This is a genomic window from Paenibacillus spiritus (assembly GCF_008710135.1).
Lineage (GTDB): Bacteria > Bacillota > Bacilli > Paenibacillales > Paenibacillaceae > Paenibacillus_AQ > Paenibacillus_AQ glufosinatiresistens.
Genome location: NZ_VYKK01000004.1, coordinates 371,905 through 389,617 on the forward strand (window position 1 = coordinate 371,905; position 17,713 = coordinate 389,617).

16 protein-coding genes are annotated in these 17,713 nt (G+C 59.8%); 1 reads left to right on the forward strand and 15 read right to left on the reverse strand.

Annotation, left to right across the window (positions count from 1 at the left end; genetic code table 11):
- The 14 genes from F4V43_RS03545 to lspA all read right to left on the reverse strand — a co-directional run bounded on the left by F4V43_RS03545 (nucleotide 1) and on the right by lspA (nucleotide 16,249).
- On the reverse strand, nucleotides 1–816 hold the full coding sequence (locus tag F4V43_RS03545; RefSeq protein ID WP_150456863.1) for a response regulator: 816 nt from the start codon (nucleotides 814–816) through the stop codon (nucleotides 1–3).
- Nucleotides 813–2,579 carry a sensor histidine kinase gene (locus F4V43_RS03550; protein WP_150456864.1) on the reverse strand — a complete coding sequence of 589 codons (1,767 nt, stop codon included), beginning with the start codon at nucleotides 2,577–2,579 and terminating at the stop codon, nucleotides 813–815. The genes F4V43_RS03545 and F4V43_RS03550 overlap by 4 nt, the downstream gene beginning before the upstream one ends.
- A 208-nt stretch (nucleotides 2,580–2,787) precedes the next feature.
- Nucleotides 2,788–2,952 (reverse strand): hypothetical protein, encoded by a 165-nt coding sequence (locus tag F4V43_RS19630; protein WP_191089462.1) that lies wholly within the window; start codon nucleotides 2,950–2,952, stop codon nucleotides 2,788–2,790.
- A gap of 120 nt (nucleotides 2,953–3,072) precedes the next feature.
- The gene (pyrE, locus tag F4V43_RS03555) at nucleotides 3,073–3,714 is read right to left on the reverse strand and encodes an orotate phosphoribosyltransferase (RefSeq protein WP_150456865.1); all 642 of its coding nucleotides are present in this window, start codon (nucleotides 3,712–3,714) and stop codon (nucleotides 3,073–3,075) included.
- Nucleotides 3,711–4,481, reverse strand: coding sequence for an orotidine-5'-phosphate decarboxylase (gene pyrF, locus F4V43_RS03560; RefSeq protein WP_223879777.1), 771 nt, complete (start codon nucleotides 4,479–4,481; stop codon nucleotides 3,711–3,713). Before pyrF ends, pyrE begins: the two co-directional genes overlap by 4 nt.
- 184 nt (nucleotides 4,482–4,665) lie before the next feature.
- Nucleotides 4,666–7,887, reverse strand: coding sequence for a carbamoyl-phosphate synthase large subunit (carB, locus tag F4V43_RS03565; RefSeq protein WP_150456866.1), 3,222 nt, complete (start codon nucleotides 7,885–7,887; stop codon nucleotides 4,666–4,668).
- Nucleotides 7,888–7,890: 3 nt separating this feature from the next.
- A complete protein-coding gene (carA, locus tag F4V43_RS03570; RefSeq protein ID WP_150456867.1) occupies nucleotides 7,891–9,069 on the reverse strand; it encodes a glutamine-hydrolyzing carbamoyl-phosphate synthase small subunit in 1,179 nt (392 codons plus the stop codon).
- An 80-nt stretch (nucleotides 9,070–9,149) separates the two neighbouring features.
- A complete protein-coding gene (locus F4V43_RS03575; protein ID WP_150456868.1) occupies nucleotides 9,150–10,472 on the reverse strand; it encodes a dihydroorotase in 1,323 nt (440 codons plus the stop codon).
- Between the two features lie 289 nt (nucleotides 10,473–10,761).
- The gene (locus tag F4V43_RS03580; protein WP_150456869.1) at nucleotides 10,762–11,670 is read right to left on the reverse strand and encodes an aspartate carbamoyltransferase catalytic subunit; all 909 of its coding nucleotides are present in this window, start codon (nucleotides 11,668–11,670) and stop codon (nucleotides 10,762–10,764) included.
- Nucleotide 11,671: 1 nt separating this feature from the next.
- Nucleotides 11,672–12,223, reverse strand: a complete 552-nt coding sequence (pyrR, locus tag F4V43_RS03585; RefSeq protein WP_411898445.1) for a bifunctional pyr operon transcriptional regulator/uracil phosphoribosyltransferase PyrR — start codon at nucleotides 12,221–12,223, stop codon at nucleotides 11,672–11,674.
- A 459-nt stretch (nucleotides 12,224–12,682) separates the two neighbouring features.
- Nucleotides 12,683–13,252 carry a type II CAAX prenyl endopeptidase Rce1 family protein gene (locus F4V43_RS03590; protein ID WP_150456871.1) on the reverse strand — a complete coding sequence of 190 codons (570 nt, stop codon included), beginning with the start codon at nucleotides 13,250–13,252 and terminating at the stop codon, nucleotides 12,683–12,685.
- 184 nt (nucleotides 13,253–13,436) lie between these two features.
- The gene (locus tag F4V43_RS03595; RefSeq protein ID WP_150456872.1) at nucleotides 13,437–14,690 is read right to left on the reverse strand and encodes an LL-diaminopimelate aminotransferase; all 1,254 of its coding nucleotides are present in this window, start codon (nucleotides 14,688–14,690) and stop codon (nucleotides 13,437–13,439) included.
- 130 nt (nucleotides 14,691–14,820) lie between these two features.
- Nucleotides 14,821–15,753, reverse strand: coding sequence for an RluA family pseudouridine synthase (locus F4V43_RS03600; protein ID WP_223879759.1), 933 nt, complete (start codon nucleotides 15,751–15,753; stop codon nucleotides 14,821–14,823).
- A 1-nt stretch (nucleotide 15,754) separates the two neighbouring features.
- Nucleotides 15,755–16,249 carry a signal peptidase II gene (gene lspA, locus F4V43_RS03605; protein WP_150456874.1) on the reverse strand — a complete coding sequence of 165 codons (495 nt, stop codon included), beginning with the start codon at nucleotides 16,247–16,249 and terminating at the stop codon, nucleotides 15,755–15,757.
- 235 nt (nucleotides 16,250–16,484) lie between these two features.
- Between lspA and F4V43_RS03610 the strand changes: the two genes are divergently transcribed.
- Nucleotides 16,485–17,207, forward strand: coding sequence for a TraR/DksA C4-type zinc finger protein (locus F4V43_RS03610; RefSeq protein ID WP_150456875.1), 723 nt, complete (start codon nucleotides 16,485–16,487; stop codon nucleotides 17,205–17,207).
- A 56-nt stretch (nucleotides 17,208–17,263) separates the two neighbouring features.
- Here the strand turns inward: F4V43_RS03610 and F4V43_RS03615 are convergent, their stop codons facing one another.
- The gene (locus tag F4V43_RS03615) at nucleotides 17,264–17,611 is read right to left on the reverse strand and encodes a DUF5665 domain-containing protein (RefSeq protein WP_150456876.1); all 348 of its coding nucleotides are present in this window, start codon (nucleotides 17,609–17,611) and stop codon (nucleotides 17,264–17,266) included.
- Between the last annotated feature and the right edge of the window lie 102 nt (nucleotides 17,612–17,713).

Below are 17,713 nucleotides of genomic sequence, written 5' to 3' on the forward strand. Positions count from 1 at the left end.
TCAGGCGATCTCGTCCGGCTGCCCGCTCATCTTCTTCCGGTAACGGCTGGGGCTGACTCCCTCCATGTCCTTGAACACTTTGATAAAATATTTGTCGGTCTTGTACCCGACCCGCTCGCCGATCTCGCAGATCGGAAGCTGGGTTCCGACGAGCATCTCCTTGGCCCGCTGAATCCGCAGGCGGGAGACATATTCGCTGAACGGCAGCCCGGTCCGCTCCTTGAACAGAACGCTGAAGTAGCTGACATTCAGATGCAGCCGGGCTGCAATCTCGGCCATCGTCAGCGGATCGGCAAGCTGCTCTTCCACCAGCCGCATCGCCTCGCGCACCGGTTCGCCGACAGCGCTCCTGTCCGCCTCCAGCAGCTTCGGATCGACCAGATGGGTCAGCCGCTCCAACCGCTCCTCCTCCGTCTCCCGTTCCAGCGCGGTCTGGACCACATCCAGCAGCTCGGCTTTATCCAGCGGCTTCAGCAGATAGTTCATCGCGCCAAGACGAAGCGCCTGCTGGGCGTATTCAAAATCGGCATAGCCGGAGACGACGACAATCATCGGACGCCGCTGAAGCTTCGAAGCAGCGGCCATGACATCCAGCCCGCTGACTTCCGGCATCCGCACATCGGTGATAAGCAGATGGACGGGCTCCTGCCGGAGACATTCCAGGGCTTCCACTCCGTTGTTGGCGGTCATGATCCGGTGCTGGCCGGCCGACCAGGCTTCCAGCGACAGCTTGATCCCCTGCCGCGTTCTAGGCTCGTCATCCACGATCAGTATGGTCTTGATCGGCTTGATGGTCTTGACGGTACTTTTTATCATAGGTAGGCTCCTCCGTCATTGGGAATTTCAAACCAAACCTTCGTGCCCTTTCCGGGCGCGCTCTCCACCTGCAGTCCCGATTCCATTCCTTCCCGGGAAGAGCGTCCATAATACAGCTTCAAGCGCTGCTGGACGTTGACCAGCCCCACTCCCGTTCCTTTGGCGGCGTGCGCCGGACCGCCGTTCAGGCTGTCCTGCAGAGCCCGCAGAGCCGGCTCATCCATACCGGAGCCGTTATCGGTCACCGTAATTCGCGTCCAGCCGCTGCATTCCGCCGCCTTGACCTCGATGGCAATTCTTCCACGGCCGATGCGTCCCTCCACCCCGTGCAGGATCGCATTCTCCACAATGGGCTGAATCATCAGCTTCGGCACCGGGATCGAGCCCGTGTCCGTCTCCATGGCGATCTCCCACTCCAGGCGGTCGCCAAGCCGCATCTCCATAATCTGCATATACCGCTCGACATGCTCGCATTCCTCGCGCAGGGTCACCCACTCTTCCAGCCCGGCAGCCCCCGGCCGGCCGATGTTATACCGGAACAGCCGCGACATGGTAACCACGAATCCGGCAAGTTCTGTCTCCCCCCTGTCCTCCAGCGCCCAATTGAATGCCTCCAGCGTGTTGAACAGAAAATGGGGATTGATCTGCGCCTGAAGCGCCTTCAGTTCCGTACGGCTCTGAAGCAGTTCCTTCTCATAGACAACCCGGATCAGTTCGTCGATATGGGCCACCATGCTGTTGTAGGAATGGTTCAGCTCCCTCAGCTCCATCATCGACGTCTTGTCGGGATTGGGCGTCAGCTGTCCGAGCCGGGATTTGCGCATCGCGCGGATCAGCTTCATAATCGGGCGGGTAATCAGCGTGGATAAGAGAAAAGACATAATCAGGAACAGCAGCGTTCCAATCGCCCCAGAGACGAACATCGCCGTTCTCAGCGCGGTAATTCCCTCCGTCGCATAGCGGACCGGTGTCAGAACAATCAGGGTCCAGCGGGTCTTCTCCGAATACTGTCTGACAATGACCTGTTCCTCTCCCTCGTACTGGACCGTCTGCCCCGCGGCCAGAAGCTCCGAAAGATCGGCGCCCTGGCCCTTGCCGCCAAGCTGGACACCCTCGTCATTGGCCAGCAGAATCGTCTCTCTTCCCGCGGGCTGCGCCGGGTCGCTCAGCTGGAAGTAGCTGCGCTGCATCCGGGCCACGAGGTAGCCGCCGTTCGAGAACCAGCGGTCCAGCAGACTGATCCGCTTGACGGCAAGCAGGCTCTGATTGTCCTGGGGATCGACTCCGATCCAGACAACCCGGCCTTTGGCAAGGTTGGCTTGCCGGATGGCGCTCTGACTCATCCGCATCGTCAGGCTGCCGTCCCGGATCGGGAACATCAGCTGATAATCGGCGGTATAGAGCTCGAAGGAGCCGACGCCCGGAAGATAGGACTGGTAGGTCGAGAGAACCTGAAGCAGCGACTGGCGCTGATTAAAGGTTACCGGCTTGCCGTTCGCTTCATCCAGAAGGAGGTTCTGCACCGTGGACTGGTTGGAGGCCTGGGACATCAGGCTCTCAATTTGGCCGATCAGCGCATCCATTCGCCCGCTTGCCTGAACGGCGGTCTGCTGAATATGCCGCTCGGCGCTGTTCTTGAGCAGGGCGGACGCTTTCTCGTAGACCATGCTGCCCGCGACCGCGACCATAATAATCATGACGAAGACAAAGCCGATAAATATCTGGTTGCGCAGGGTATTATAGGGGCGAAGTCTTTGCAGCATAAGGGGTTTCCTTCTCTGTTCATGTATTCGTTTACACCTCTAATTTCGCCAATAATCGGGGGTATTGTCAAGGTTGAAAATCTTCCTGGACCGGACCGGAAAATATTCACCCCTTCCAAAATACGCCAAAAAGCCCTTTCCGAAAGCGCTCGGAAAGGGCCTGGCTCGCTTCTGCAGAGTCCGTTGACGTTGGCCGGACCGGCCTCCTTCAGGGAAGAAACCGGACTCCGTACCGTCCGCGGCGGGAACGATAAATTTCGACAAGCCGCGGGTCCTGATAGCCATAGATCCAGCCGTCCTGCTCCAACCGTTTTGCCAGGCAGCCGGCTTGGAATTTGGTTCGGAACAGCTTGGCAAAATAAATCCAGTTCATCGGGAACGCTCCTTTATGCCATGAGTACAAGGCTTATGCACTTATAGGGTTCCCGGCCCGGATTCCAAACTATGCGGCGGTCCGGCTGGAAGATCCCGCATATTCGGCTGGAACCGTCCATTAGGCGCCGAAGCTCGAAGGGTCCTGTCTCCAGGAGCGGAGCAGCTCCACATCGCTCTGGGCAATCTTGCCCTGCGACAAGGCAACCCCGATCAAGGTGCCATAATCCGACAGACTGTGCAAGGGCAGATTCGCTTCGGCAAAAGCAGAGACGGCCCGGTCCAGCTGATAGCTGAAGATCGCAAGCACCGCAAGCGGCTCCGCTCCGGCATCCCGGACCGCTTCTGCGGCCTTGATCGAGCTCCCGCCGGTAGAGATCAGGTCCTCGATGACCACGACCTTCTGCCCCGGAGCCACGCGCCCTTCAATCTGATTCTGCTTGCCGTGTCCCTTCGCCTTGTCGCGGATATAGGCCATCGGCAGGTTCAGCTTGTCCGCCACCCAGGCGGCATGGGGAATGCCGGCCGTCGCCGTCCCGGCGATCACTTCCGCTTCCGGATACTCGGAACGGACGTGTTCGGCGAATGCCTCTGCGATATAAGACCGAATCTCCGGATAGGAGAGTGTGAGGCGGTTGTCGCAGTAAATGGGCGATTTGATCCCGGACGTCCAGGTAAAAGGCTCCTGCGGCCGCAGCGCGACCGCTCCGATCTCCAGCAGGTAAGACGCGATCCGCTCGCGGCTTGTCAGCGATGTATTCATGCTTGCACCATCTCCTCTATGATATTCAGCGCGGCCTGCCGGGGATCGGCGGCGGCGGTTATCGGTCTTCCCACGACGATGTAGTGGCTTCCGGAGGCAATCGCCTGCCCGGGCGTCATCGTCCGGGACTGATCGCCAAGCTCGGCGCCCGCAGGCCGGATTCCGGGCGTGACGCTCACGAAGCCGGGGCCGCAGGCCGCCGCGATCGCCTTCGATTCCTGCGGCGAGGCGACGACGCCGGAGAGCCCCGCTTCCTGCGCCAGCCTGGCGTAGCGCAGCACGGTATCCGCCACGCTGCCGTCGATTCCGATCTCGCCGTTCATAACGGCCTGATCGGTGCTGGTAAGCTGCGTGACGGCGATGATCAGCGGCTGGCGCAGGCTGCCGCTTGAGGCCAGGGCCGCCTCGGCGCCCTCGCGGGCGGCCTTCATCATCGCCGTTCCGCCGGCGGCGTGCACGTTGAACATATCGGCGCCGAGCGCCGTCAGGCTCGCCGCGCCGCCGCGGACCGTATTCGGTATGTCATGCATCTTCAGATCGACGAATACGGAGTAGCCGCGCGCCTTCAGCTCCCGGACAAACTCCGGCCCGGCGGCGTAGAACAGCTGCATGCCCACCTTCATATAGCAGGGGATGCCGTCCAGCTTGTCCAGCAGCGCCCGCGCCGATTCCGCATCCGGATAGTCAAGCGCAACCATCAGCCGGTTCGCCATTGCCGCCTGCCGCGTATTCAAGGACGACCTTGTTTGCTCCGCTTCACGGTTCATTTGTGTCATCACGATTCTCCTAATCTTAAGGATGGATTCCGGTATCATCTCCGGCCGAACCCCGGGACGGCCAGTCCTCGCGGTTCCCGGTCGCAGCGGAACGGTCTGCGGACCTGCCGCAAACCGTTCCTTTCATGCGCCCCTGCAAGCGGGCGGTATTCAATTGGCTGCGCTCCGGGCCGGCTCAGGCCTGGCCGGCGAAGGCCGGCATCGACTGGGACGAGAAGTTGATCGTCTCCAGCATGCGCAGCAGCGCGGCGACGGTGTCGAGCGAAGTCATGCAGACCACGCCGTTCTCGACCGCTTCGCGGCGGATGCGGAAGCCGTCGCGCTCCGGCGTCTTGCCCTTCGTCAGCGTATTGAAGACGAAGTTCGCCTGGCCGCCGCGGATCAGGTCCAGAATGTTCGGCTCGCCTTCGCCGAGCTTGTTGACGTTCATAACGTTCAGGCCCGCTTCCTCCAGCGCCGCCAGAGTGCCGCCGGTGGCGATGATTTTGTAGCCGAGCTTGTGGAAGCCCTTCATGAGGTCAACCGCTTCGGCCTTGTCTTTGTCGGCTACGGTGACAATGATGGCCCCGGTCGCCGGAATCTTCATCCCCGCGCCGATCAGTCCCTTGTACAGCGCCTTCGCGTACAGACGGTCGCGTCCCATCACCTCGCCGGTGGACTTCATCTCCGGCCCCAGCGTCGGCTCGACGCGGCGCAGCTTGGCGAAGGAGAACACCGGAACCTTGACGGAGACGTACTCGCTCTCCGGCCACATGCCTTCCTCATAGCCTTCGTCCTTCAGCTTCCCGCCCAGGATCACCTTGGTCGCCAGATGCGCCATCGGAATTCCCGTGACTTTGCTAAGGAACGGAACCGTACGCGAAGAGCGCGGATTGACCTCGATGACGTACACTTCATCCTTGTAGATGACGAACTGGATGTTCACGAGTCCGATCGTTTTCAGTTCCTTCGAGATTTTGATCGTAATGTCGCAGATTTTGCGCTTCAATCCCTCGTCAAGATGCTGCGGCGGATATACGGCGATGGAGTCGCCCGAATGGACGCCCGCACGCTCGACGTGTTCCATAATTCCCGGAATGACTACCGTGTCGCCGTCGCAGATGGCGTCCACTTCCACTTCCTTGCCGAGCATGTAGCGGTCGATCAGAACGGGATGCTCCGGATTGATCTTCACCGCTTCCTTCATGTAGGCCAGCAGCTCCGTATCGTTGTAGACGATCTCCATCGCCCGGCCGCCGAGCACGTACGACGGACGCACGAGCACCGGATAGCCGAGCGACTGGGCCGTGCCGACCGCTTCGTCCACGTTCGTCACCGTGCTGCCTTTCGGCTGCGCAATGTCGAGTCGGGAGAGCAGAGCTTCGAATTTCTTGCGGTTCTCGGCTTCGTCGATGCTGGCAAGGCTCGTTCCGAGAATGTTCACCCCGGCTGCGCTGAGCGGCGCCGCAAGGTTGATGGCTGTCTGGCCGCCGAACTGGACGATAACGCCGATCGGCTGCTCCTGTTCGATTACGTTCATGACATCCTCGAAGAAGAGCGGTTCAAAGTACAGGCGGTCCGAGGTGTTGAAGTCGGTCGAGACCGTCTCCGGGTTGTTGTTGATAATTACCGCTTCGTAACCGGCCTTCTGGATCGCCCAGACGGCATGGACCGTCGAGTAGTCGAACTCGATGCCCTGGCCGATCCGGATCGGGCCGGAACCGAGGACAACCACCTTCTTCTTGTCGGACGGCGTCACTTCATTCTCGGTCTCGTAGGTCGAGTAGTAATACGGTGTGGTCGCTTCAAATTCGGCGGCGCAGGTATCGACCATCTTGTAGACCGGCTTCAGTCCCTGGCGGAGACGCAGCTCCCGGATGTCGTTCTCCATGGTCATGCCGCTCTGGCCGCCTTCGGCGCGCAGCTCGGCGATCGCCCGGTCGGTGAAGCCGAGCCGCTTCGCCTGGTAGAGCGTCTCCGGCGTCAGCTCCGCTTCCTCGCGGATGCGGCTCTCGAAGCCGATGAGGCCTTCGATCTTGTCGAGGAACCACCAGTCGATGCTTGTAATGTCCTGCACCTCTTGCAGACCGTAACCCCGGCGGAAGGCTTCGGCAACCAGGAACAGCCGCTCGTCGTCCGCTTTGGCGAGACGCTCCTTCAGCACTTCGTCGCTCAAGCCGACGGCGTCTTTCAGATACAGGCGGTGCACGCCGATCTCAAGCGACCGGACCGCCTTGTGAATCGACTCTTCGAACGTGCGGCCGATGGCCATCACTTCGCCGGTCGCCTTCATCTGCGTGCCGAGCCTGCGGTTGGCCTGGGTGAACTTGTCGAACGGCCAGCGCGGGATTTTGCTGACGATATAGTCGAGCGTCGGCTCGAAGCAGGCATACGTCTGCCCCGTAACCGGGTTCACAATCTCGTCGAGCGTATAGCCGAGCGCGATCTTGGCGGCCATCTTGGCGATCGGATAACCCGTTGCCTTGGAGGCCAGCGCCGACGAGCGGCTGACGCGCGGGTTCACTTCGATGACGTAGTATTGATAGCTCTGCGGATCAAGCGCGAACTGCACGTTGCAGCCGCCCTCGATGTTGAGCGCGCGGATAATCTTCAGGGAGGCGGAGCGCAGCATCTGATACTCGCGGTCCGACAGTGTCTGGCTTGGCGCTACGACGATGCTGTCGCCGGTATGTACGCCGACCGGATCGAAGTTCTCCATGTTGCAGACCACGATGCAGTTATCGTTCGCATCGCGCATCACTTCGTACTCGACTTCCTTCATGCCGGCGATGCTCTTCTCGACGAGACACTGGCCGATGGGACTGTAGCGGATGCCCGCCTTCACCGTCTCCAGCAGTTCTTCTTCGGAGTGGCAGATGCCGCCGCCGGTGCCGCCGAGCGTGTAGGCCGGGCGAACAATGACCGGATAGCCGATCTCTCCTGCAAAAGAGAGCGCCTCATCCACCGTCGTGATGATCGTGCTGTCCGGCACCGGCTGCTCCAGCTCGCGCATGAGCTCGCGGAACAGGTCGCGGTCTTCGGCCTTCTCGATGGAATGCAGCTGGGTGCCGAGCAGCTTCACGTTCTCCTGCTCCAGCACGCCCGCGCGCGCCAGCTCGACGGCCATGTTGAGACCGGTCTGGCCGCCCAGGGTCGGGAGCAGTCCGTCCGGACGCTCCTGGCGGATAATCCCGGTCACGAAGTCGAGCGTGATCGGTTCAATATAGACTTTGTCGGCCATGTTCGTGTCGGTCATGATGGTCGCCGGGTTGCTGTTGATCAGCACGACCTCGACGCCTTCTTCCTTCAGCGCCTGGCAGGCCTGGGTTCCGGCATAGTCGAATTCGGCGGCCTGGCCGATGACGATCGGACCGGAGCCGATGACAAGGATTTTCTTGAGCTTCTCGTTCTTAGGCATTCTCTAGTATGCTCCTTTCACGGCTTCGAGCTGCTGCTTCGGTGCAGGCGCCGCAATGCGCGCATTGGCGGCAAGCTGGGCCTGGCGGGAGACCGCCGGGGTATTGCGCTTGTGTTCGGCAATCATATCCAGGAACCGGTCGAACAGATAACTGCTGTCATGCGGACCCGGAGCCGCTTCCGGATGGTACTGCACCGAGAAGGCGGGGTAGCGGCTATGCTTAAGACCTTCGATGGTCTTATCGTTGTTGTTGATATGGGTGACTTCCAGCTCAGTTCCCCGGACGGATTCCTCTGTCACGGTGTAGCCGTGGTTCTGGGAAGTGATGTAGCAGCGTCCGCTCTCCAGTTCCTTCACCGGATGGTTGCCGCCGCGGTGGCCGAATTTCAGCTTCTCCGTGTTGGCGCCGCACGCCAGCGCGAACAGCTGGTGGCCGAGGCAGATGCCGAAGATCGGATATTCGCCCAGCAGATCGGCGATGGTCTGCACCGCATACGGCACGTCCTTCGGGTCCCCGGGGCCGTTCGAGAGCTGAATGCCGTCCGGATTGATCCGGCGGATCTCTTCGGCGGTTACATTGTGGGGAACGACGATGACGTCGCAGCCGCGCTTGTTCAGCTCGCGCAGAATGCCCGTCTTGGCGCCGTAGTCGATCAGGACGATCTTCTCCTTCGTGCCAGGACTGCTGTATGCGCTCTGGGTTGACGTCCGGGCCACCTGGTTGCGCAGCTCTTCGATCGTAGTATCTTCCATCATCTCCATCAGCTCTTCCACACGCTTGTTGGAGGTGGTGAGGATGGCCTTCATCGTGCCGTAGTGGCGGATGATTCGGGTCAGCATCCGGGTGTCGATGTCGCTGATGCCCGGAATTCCGTATTCCTTCAGCAGATCGTCGACGCTGTACTCGGCCCGCCAGTTGCTGGGCACCGTCTCATGCCGGCGGACGACGAAGCCGTGCACGAACGGCCGCACGGATTCAAAATCATCGCGGGTAATGCCGTAGTTGCCGATCAGCGGATACGTCATCGTAACGATCTGTCCGCAGTACGAAGGGTCCGACAATACCTCCTGGTAGCCTGTAATTCCTGTATTGAATACGACTTCCCCCGTCTTCTCGCCCTCCGCGCCGAACGCGGTGCCGGTGAACAGCGTTCCATCCTGCAGCAGCAATCTCGCCTGCATTCTCCCCACTCCTTCTAAGTTAACGTTAGTCTGCTTATTGATTCATGCCCTCCGGAGTGCGCTCGGATCTGCGGCCGCTTTTAGTCGGCGGACAGCCCGGCTTCGTCCTTCTTGCTCTCCATATCGCCTGCGCTCCATACCTGTCTGCCGTCCACCCAGGTTGCAACCGGCCAGCCCTTGAGCTTCCAGCCGGCGAACGGAGTGTTTCTGCCCTTGGTGGCAAAATCGTCCGGATTCACTTCGCGCTCCGTATCCAGGTCGATCAGGGTCAGGTCGGCGGGCGCCCCCGCCTTCAGCACCCCGGCGTTCAGTCCGAACACCCGGGCCGGGTCCTCCGTCATCCGCTTGACGAGCAGCGGCAGCTCCCATTGGCCTGTGGCCACGAAGGCCGTATAGAGCAGCGGGAACGCCGTCTCGAAGCCGACGATGCCGAACGGCGAGAGCAGCATGCCCTTCGCCTTCTCTTCGGCGCTGTGCGGCGCGTGATCGGTGACGATCATGTCGATTGTCCCGTCGAGCAAAGCCTCGATGCAGGCTTCGACGTCGCGGCGGGAGCGGAGCGGCGGGTTCATTTTCCAGTTCGTATCGGGTCCCGGAATGTCCTCTTCGCTCAGCAGCAGATGGTGCGGGCAGACCTCGGCGGTCACCTTGACGCCAATCTGCTTGCCCAGCCGAATCAGCCGGATCGACTGCTCGGTGCTGACATGGCATACGTGATAGTGAACCCCGGTCGCCTCCGCGAGCAGAATGTCGCGGCCGACGTGGATCGCTTCCGATTCGTTCGGGATGCCCTTGAGGCCGTACTTCTCGGCAAAAGCTCCCTCGGCCACCGGCGCGCCTTCAACCAGCGTGTTGTCTTCGCAGTGCGCGATGACCGGCATATTCAGCGCCGCAGCCCGCTTCATCGCGTCTTTCATCATCTGCGCGCTCTGTACGCCGACGCCGTCGTCCGTGAATCCGATCGCTCCTGCTTCCTTGAGGGCGGCAAAATCGGTCAATTCCTCTCCGAGCTCGTTCTTCGTGATGGCGGCGTACGGCAGCACCTTCACCAGGCCGGCTTCCCGCGCCTTGCCAAGCACCAGGGAGACCACTTCGGGGCTGTCGGTAACCGGCTTCGTATTCGGCATGCAGGCGATGGTCGTAAATCCGCCCTTGGCCGCCGAGCGGCTTCCCGTCTCGATCGTCTCCTTGTGCTCAAAGCCCGGCTCCCGCAGATGCACATGCATGTCGATCAGTCCGGGGATCAGCAGCTTGCCTTCCGCCTCGATCACTTCCTGTCCGGCGGCCTTCAGGCTGCCGGCCTCTGCGATTCCGGCGATGATCCCGTTCTTGATCTCCACATCCATCCGTTCGGGTTGCCCTTCGCTGTTCAGTACGCTCGCGTTAGTAATGATCACGGCCAGCTCTCCTTTGGTATTATATAATAAAAATTCACCTTTGTGTATAAATATTAATCAATTATGTGTGATGCGGTCGTAAGCTGCGATGCGCGCATACGCTCCGAAGAAAGCCTGGGCTTGCGGTCGCTGTTATTTCTGAATTTCCTTGAATAAAATCTTTAGCGGTAAAATTTCAAAAACAAAGGCGAACGCTGACGCTCCTTCAGCTCCAGGCTTTTTCTGCGCTAAGTTGCTGCGAGCATTCCGCCGCATAAACCGAGCCCCTGGGAGCGGCGGCCCTGCAGCGTCCACTCTACAGCAGCGCCCGCTCCAGCACCGCCATCCGTACCGGCACCCCGTTCTCCATCTGGGGGAAAATCAGCGATTTCGCGCTCTCGACCACCGCGTCGTCGATCTCGACGTTCCGGTTCACCGGCGCCGGATGCATAATCACGGTCCGGCTGCCGAGCCGGGCTGCCCGCTCTTCCGTCAGCCCGAACTGCCGCCGGTATTCCTCGGCGGATTTCAGCATGCCGCTGGCATGCCGCTCCAGCTGAACGCGGAGCATCATGACGACGTCCGCCTTTAGCGCTTCGTCGATGTCAACATACCGGGCTTCGCCGTCCAACTCGGGCGCCCGCATGTTGTCCGGCGCGCAGAAGCGGACGGATGCGCCCATCTTGGTCAGCCCCCACAGATTCGAGCGGGCCACCCGGCTGTGCATAATGTCGCCGATGATGGATACCTGCAGTCCCTTGATCTCGCCGAAGGTCTTCTGCATGGTGTACATGTCGAGCAGCGCCTGGGTCGGATGCTCATTGTTGCCGTCGCCCGCATTGATGAGCGGCACCCGCACCTTCTCGGCCAGCTGCTGCAGCACGCCCGCAGGCTTCAGACGGACCACGCCGGCGTCGATGCCCATCGATTCCAGCGTCCGGACGGTGTCGTAGATCGACTCGCCTTTCTCTACGCTGGAGGCCGCCGCCGCAAAGTTCAGCACCTGGGCGCCGAGCCGCTTCTCCGCCATCTCGAAGGAGAAGCGGGTGCGCGTGCTGTTCTCGAAGAACATGTTCGAGACAAAGCGGGATTGCAGCACCGGAATGAGCTTGTACTCCTGCTTGTCCCAGTAAGACGCCCGCTGCAGAATACCCTCGATCTCGGTCCGGCTCAGCTCCTTCAGACCGAGCAGGCTGCGTTCCTGTACCCGAATGGCCGTTGCCATGTTATTTCGCCTCCCAATTGGAAAGGATATACACTTCGTCTTTATCGTCCACTTCGCTCATGCCGACGGCGATCTGCTCATGCCGCGAAGTCGGCACGTTCTTGCCGACATAATCCGCCCGGATCGGCAGCTCGCGGTGTCCCCGGTCGGCCAGTACGGCGAGCTGGATCATCCTTGGCCGTCCGCAGTCCATCAGGGCGTCCATCGCGGCCCGGATCGTCCGCCCGGTATACAGCACATCGTCGCAGAGGATAACTGTCTTGTCTCCGATGCCGCCGTCCGGAAGCGCCGCTCCCGGCGTGCCTTCCGTCTGCTCGCCGCCGCTCAGCGCGTTCCCCGTCTTGGCCCGGTCGTCCCGGTACGGCGTCACATCCAGTTCGCCGCAGGCGACGCTGACACCCTCAATCTCGCGGATGCGCTCCGCAATCCGCCGGGCCAGATAGACGCCGCGGGTGCGAATGCCGACCAGCACACAGTTCTCGATGCCTCGGTTCTTCTCCAGAATTTCGTGGGCGATGCGCGAGAGCGCCCGGCGGATCGCCGTCTCGTCCATAATGATATTCTTCTCTGTAATCAATTGCTTGTCGCCTCCAGCCGGTTATATACGCCCTGTATCCAGTTGCCCGAACATCAAAAAACTCCTTGCCGTAATCGGCAAGGAGTGATGTTTATCACAGGATGGAGAGTGCGCGTGCGTAAAGAGACCCCGCATGGTCATGCGGATTCCTCCTCCTACATCGCGAACCTCGATTCACGTTACCTTGCCAGCCTCACGGGACTGAATTAAAGGTGCTATTCATTTATCACTAGAATTATGACAGAACGGGCGGGCCTTGTCAACTTAAAGCCGGGTTACGGATTACTCTTCGCTTTCTCCGCCCTGTAGACCCAACAGATAAAGAGAAAGACAAAAACCTGCACAGCACCCCCTATTCCCATGACAAGCTCTCGATAAACTAAATAATTCACTCCCGTCATGAAGACAGATATCGCAGTCATCCACATAGCAAATTTAAGTGTCTTGAGCGTTCTTTCCATGCTCCCGGTTACCTCCGTTACCTTGGGAATAGAATACCGCCGCCTCGCTGAAGGCAAACGCCATAAAGACTATACTCTGCCGGTTCAGCCGGTAGTACTGCAAGTGCGATACGGCGAACAGGAAGGCAGTAAGCAGAATCGCGCCGTTCAGTTCGCCGATGCCGGGGATGCGGACGGTCTTCGCCAGAAACGCCGCTTCCGCAAGCAGCGGAAGTATCAGGCCGCGAAAGGCGATCTCCTCGAAGACCGGATAGACAACCGCAAAATTGAACCTATTGAGCGCACCGGCCGGGCGATAGCCCGAATAGCGGGCGATCAGCAGGTTAACGGCCAGCACCGCCGAGAACAAACCGATGACGGAGCCGGTACCCTCCGGCAGCCGGAATACATAATTGCCCCGAACGGCAAATGTCAGCAGCAGCAGACCGGCCGCCCAGACATAGATGGTTGCAGGGCTCCGTTTTCCCAGAAACGGCGCCAGTCCCCGGTCCAGGAGAACGTACAGAAATGCGATTGCCACGGCCACGATCAGCTTCAGCGCCATTTCTTCAACCTCCTCCTGTCCCCGTCCTTCCTTTGACCCGGCTATGATCTATGTATCGTATTCTCTCAGCAGACTCGGGCCTTCCTCTATGAGAGCGGTCACAACCGCTTGCCGGATTGCAAAATAAAAAACGGGCCCAGTCGCTGAGCCCGCTTCTTCTTACCCGTTCTGTTCAATTATGACCTTAGAATTCAAATTCCACGTCGCTCAGGCGGCGCTTGATTTCGCCGATGACCCGCTTCTCTTCTTCGATGCCTTTGGCGGCAAACGTAACAGAGAAACGCACATAGGCGCCCGCGTCATCCCACGGCACGGAAGAGATCAGCTTCTCGCGGATCAGATACTGCGAGAAATCTTCGCCGGACTCGAATCGGCGTCCTCCCTTGACGCCCTTCGGCGCAGCCACATAGAGGAAGAACGAGCCTTTCGGCTTCTCGGCGGAGAAACCGAGGCCGTTCAGCATCTCAACCAGCATATCATGCCGGCGGGAGTATTTGGCCGCAATCGCTTCGGTAATCTCCGGATGGGCAAGGCCGTAGGCGGCCGCCTTCTGGATGGCGATGAACTGGCCCGAATCGTTGTTGTCCTTGACATCCCCGAATGCCTTCACGATCAGCGGATTGCCGGCGACGAAGCCGATTCTCCAGCCGGTCATATTGTAGGACTTCGACAGGGAATGCAGTTCTACCCCGACATCCTTCGCGCCCGGCACGGAGAGGAAGCTCAGCGGCTTCACGCCGTCATAGGTCAAGGCCGCATACGGGGCATCGTGAACGACGACGACGTTGTACTTCTTCGCCCATTCCACCACTTCGGCGAAGAACTCCGGCGTGGCGCTTGCTCCCGTCGGGTTGTTCGGATAGTTCAGATAGAGCAGCTTCGCCTTGCGGGCGATCTCTTCCGGGATGGACTTCAGATCCGGCAGGAAGGCGTTCTCCTTCTTCAGCTCAACCGGATACACCTCGCCGCCCAGGTATTTCGTATGCGTGCCCAGTACGGGATAGCCCGGAATGGTCATAATCGTAATGTCGCCCGGGTTGATAAAAGCGGACGGCAGCATCGCCAGTGCCGGCTTGGAGCCGATGGAATGCAGCACTTCCGTGTCCGGATCGATACCGTCCACGCCAAATACGTCCTTCAGATACTGTGCGGCAGCCGCCTTGAACTCGGATATGCCGTTGTCGGCATATCCGCGGTTCTCCTCCTTGGCCGCTTCTTCGGCCAGCTTCGCGACGATACCGGCATCGGCCATCTCGTCCGGCTCGCCGACGCCGAGGTCGATCAGCTCGATGTCCGGGAAGTCCTTCTTCGCGGACGCCTTGGCGCGTTTGATTTTCTCGAACTTGTAGATGTTCGTGTCTTTGCCATAGTTGGACCCGCCGATCCGGTCGGCGAAATTATTCTGGATATACGTGTTCTGATAGTGTTCGATGCTCACTGCTCGGTCACTCCTGACATATGGAATTCTGTTCTAACTATGCCTGAAGCGGCTTCTGTCTTCCATGGACAAATCCGCTCTTCATTTGCACTTGTGCGTCTTCCCCCGCGTCTTCCCCCGCGTCTTCCCCTTAACGGGTCCGCAGCCGGTGCAGCAGGTCTTCCATATCTTCCGGGAGCGGCGCGGTGAATTCCAGATACTCTCCGCTCGAAGGGTGGATGAAGCCCAGTACGGCCGCATGCAGCGCCTGCCCGCCTTCCATGGATACGCCCTTGCTCCGGCCATAGACCGGGTCTCCGACCAGCGGGTGGCCGATGAACTTCATATGGACCCGAATCTGGTGAGTCCGGCCTGTCTCCAGCTTCAGCTCCAGCAGCGTCGAATCTCCGAAGCGCTCCACAACTTGGAAGTGGGTGACGGCTGTCTTGCTGTTCCGTTCAGTGACCGTATACAGCTTGCGGTCATGGGGATCGCGGCCGATCGGCGCGTCTACGGTGCCCTCGTCGTGAGCCATGTTGCCGTGAACGACGGCGAAATAGCGCCGCGTCACGCTGTGTTCCTTGAGCTGCCCGGCCAGGGAAGCATGGCTGGCGTCGTTCTTCGCCGCCATCAGAAGTCCAGAGGTGTCCTTGTCGATCCGGTGGACAATTCCCGGGCGGATCTCGCCGTTGATGCCCGAGAGGTCCTTGCAGTGATACATCAAGGCGTTCACAAGCGTTCCCGAAGGGTGCCCCGCAGCCGGATGCACGACCATGCCTCTCGGTTTGTTGACGACGATCACGTCGGCATCCTCATAGACCACATCCAGGGGAATATCCTCCGGCGTCAATTCGGCGGCTTCCGGTTCCGGCACCCGGACGGCGATCTCGTCGCCTGCGGACAGCTTGTAATTGGCCTTGATCTGTCTGCCGTTCACCGTGATATGGCCGCCTTCGATCCAGAGCTGCACCTGGGAGCGCGAAATGTCCGCTTCCCAGGCTTCCGTGATGTATTTATCGATCCGTACCTTGGCATCTTCGGCCTGAACCGTCCAAGTGATCGCTGCTTTATCCGGTGAATCCAAGTTATTCATTCTCCTCCTTGAGTTCCTTGATCTCCTTCACTTCGTCTCCGCCTCCAAGGTCAAGCAGGGCATCGAGAATAATCAGCGCCACCCCGACTACAATGCAGGAATCGGCAAAATTAAAGATCGGGAACGTATAGCTGCCGAAATTGAATTGCAAAAAATCGACGACTTCGCCGGTCATCGCCCGGTCGAGAAAGTTGCCGATCGCTCCGCCCAGCACGAGCGCCAGCGCGGTCGGAAGCAGCTTCCGCGTCTTCCGGGTCTTGTTGAGGTACCAGACGATGCCGATTGCCACTACAACGGTCACGGCGATGAGGAACCAGCGCTGGTTCTGCAGGATGCTGAAGGCCGCTCCCGTGTTCCGGTGCGATGTGATCAGGAAGAAATTCCCGAGAACCGGAATCTGTTCATTGAGCTCCAGCCGGTGCGCAATCAAATATTTGCTCCCTTGATCCAGCAAAAAGACGATTAGGGCAATCACATAATAGACCACTACAATTGTCACTCCGTTCTGATGTCGGCTCTGCCGTTCTTTCGCGCATTCCCGTCTATTGTAGCATAGGGCTAAAGAGCCCGTCCATGAGAAGCGAAGCTTGGCGGCAGATGGCGGCGGCTGGCAGCCATCCGATATTTTGGCTGAATTCCGCCTGTCTAGCGCTTCCGTCCCCCGGGCAACCTAACGCTTAGGAAATGCCAAGCCGCGATTGTCTCGAAAGGAGCAACTAGCCATGAATCATCTTACGGCCGCCCAGCTTGCCGGCCTTCGGCAGCAGCTGGAGCAGCGGCAGTCCGATATCCGCCGGCGCCTTCAGGAGAACGATCATTACGGCCTCGCAGAGTCGATGCGCGACAATACCGGAGAACTGTCCGAAATCGACAATCATCCGGCCGATGCGGCGACCGATCTGTTCCAGCGGGAGATGGACATCTCGCTGCTTGAACGGGAAGAGCTTGAGCTGGCGGATGTCGATGCCGCACTTGAAGCGATGAACGACGGCACCTACGGCATCTGCCAGGCAACCGGCGAACCGATCGCGTACGAGCGTCTCCGCGCCATCCCCTGGACCCGCTACAGCAAGGATAGCAGCCCTAAGCAGGAGAAGCCGCATACCCGCCCCGTCGAGGAAGATTTCCTGATGCCGCCCTTTGGCCGCAGCAGTCTGGATGAGCATGAGTATTCGGGCTTTGACGGCGAAGACGCCTGGCAGATTGTCGAGAGCTACGGCTCCTCAACCACGCCGGCCATGGCGGAGGGCAACAATATCGACTCCTATAATGAAGTCGAAATCGAAGCCGACGAGAATGAAGGCTGGGTGGAGGCCTGGGAGAGTTTTGTCGCCACCGATATTACGGGCACCGAGGTGTTCGTTGTGGAAGGCGATCCTTACCGCCGTTATCTGGACAGCGGAGAAGGGGATTATTTGCTGGACCCGAACGGTCCGCGTCCTTAGGCGCACATCCAAAGCCGGGGCTGTCCTGCGGAATATGCAGACAGCCCCGGCCGGCGTTAATACGTTTTGAGTTCAAGCTGATGCTGGACAATCCGGACAATGTCGGCAATGTAATCGCCGATGATCGGCAGATTGAGCGCTCCCAGCAGCTGAAGCAGATAGATAATCGTCGCCGCAAAGAACGTAAATCCAAGCGCGATTCCGACGCCTCGGGATACTCCGGCGAGCAGATTCCGCCAGATGAGCGACCAGGGCGACTGCAGCAGATCGGTGTACTCGGAGAGACGGGACTTCTCCATCCGCCGGCCCCAATCCGCCGCCATCCGGTAGACGGTGTTCAGCTTCTCCTCATTAGATAATTCCGGGGATAATTCCGGGGGTTCCCGCGTGCTGTCTTTCGGCACCTGTCTTCCTCCTCCGATCGCCGGGCTGCAACGCGAGAGAAGGCGAACCCGCACAGTCTGGCTGGCGCGGGTTCGCCTTCTCTTTCGTCTTCCGCCGCTGTA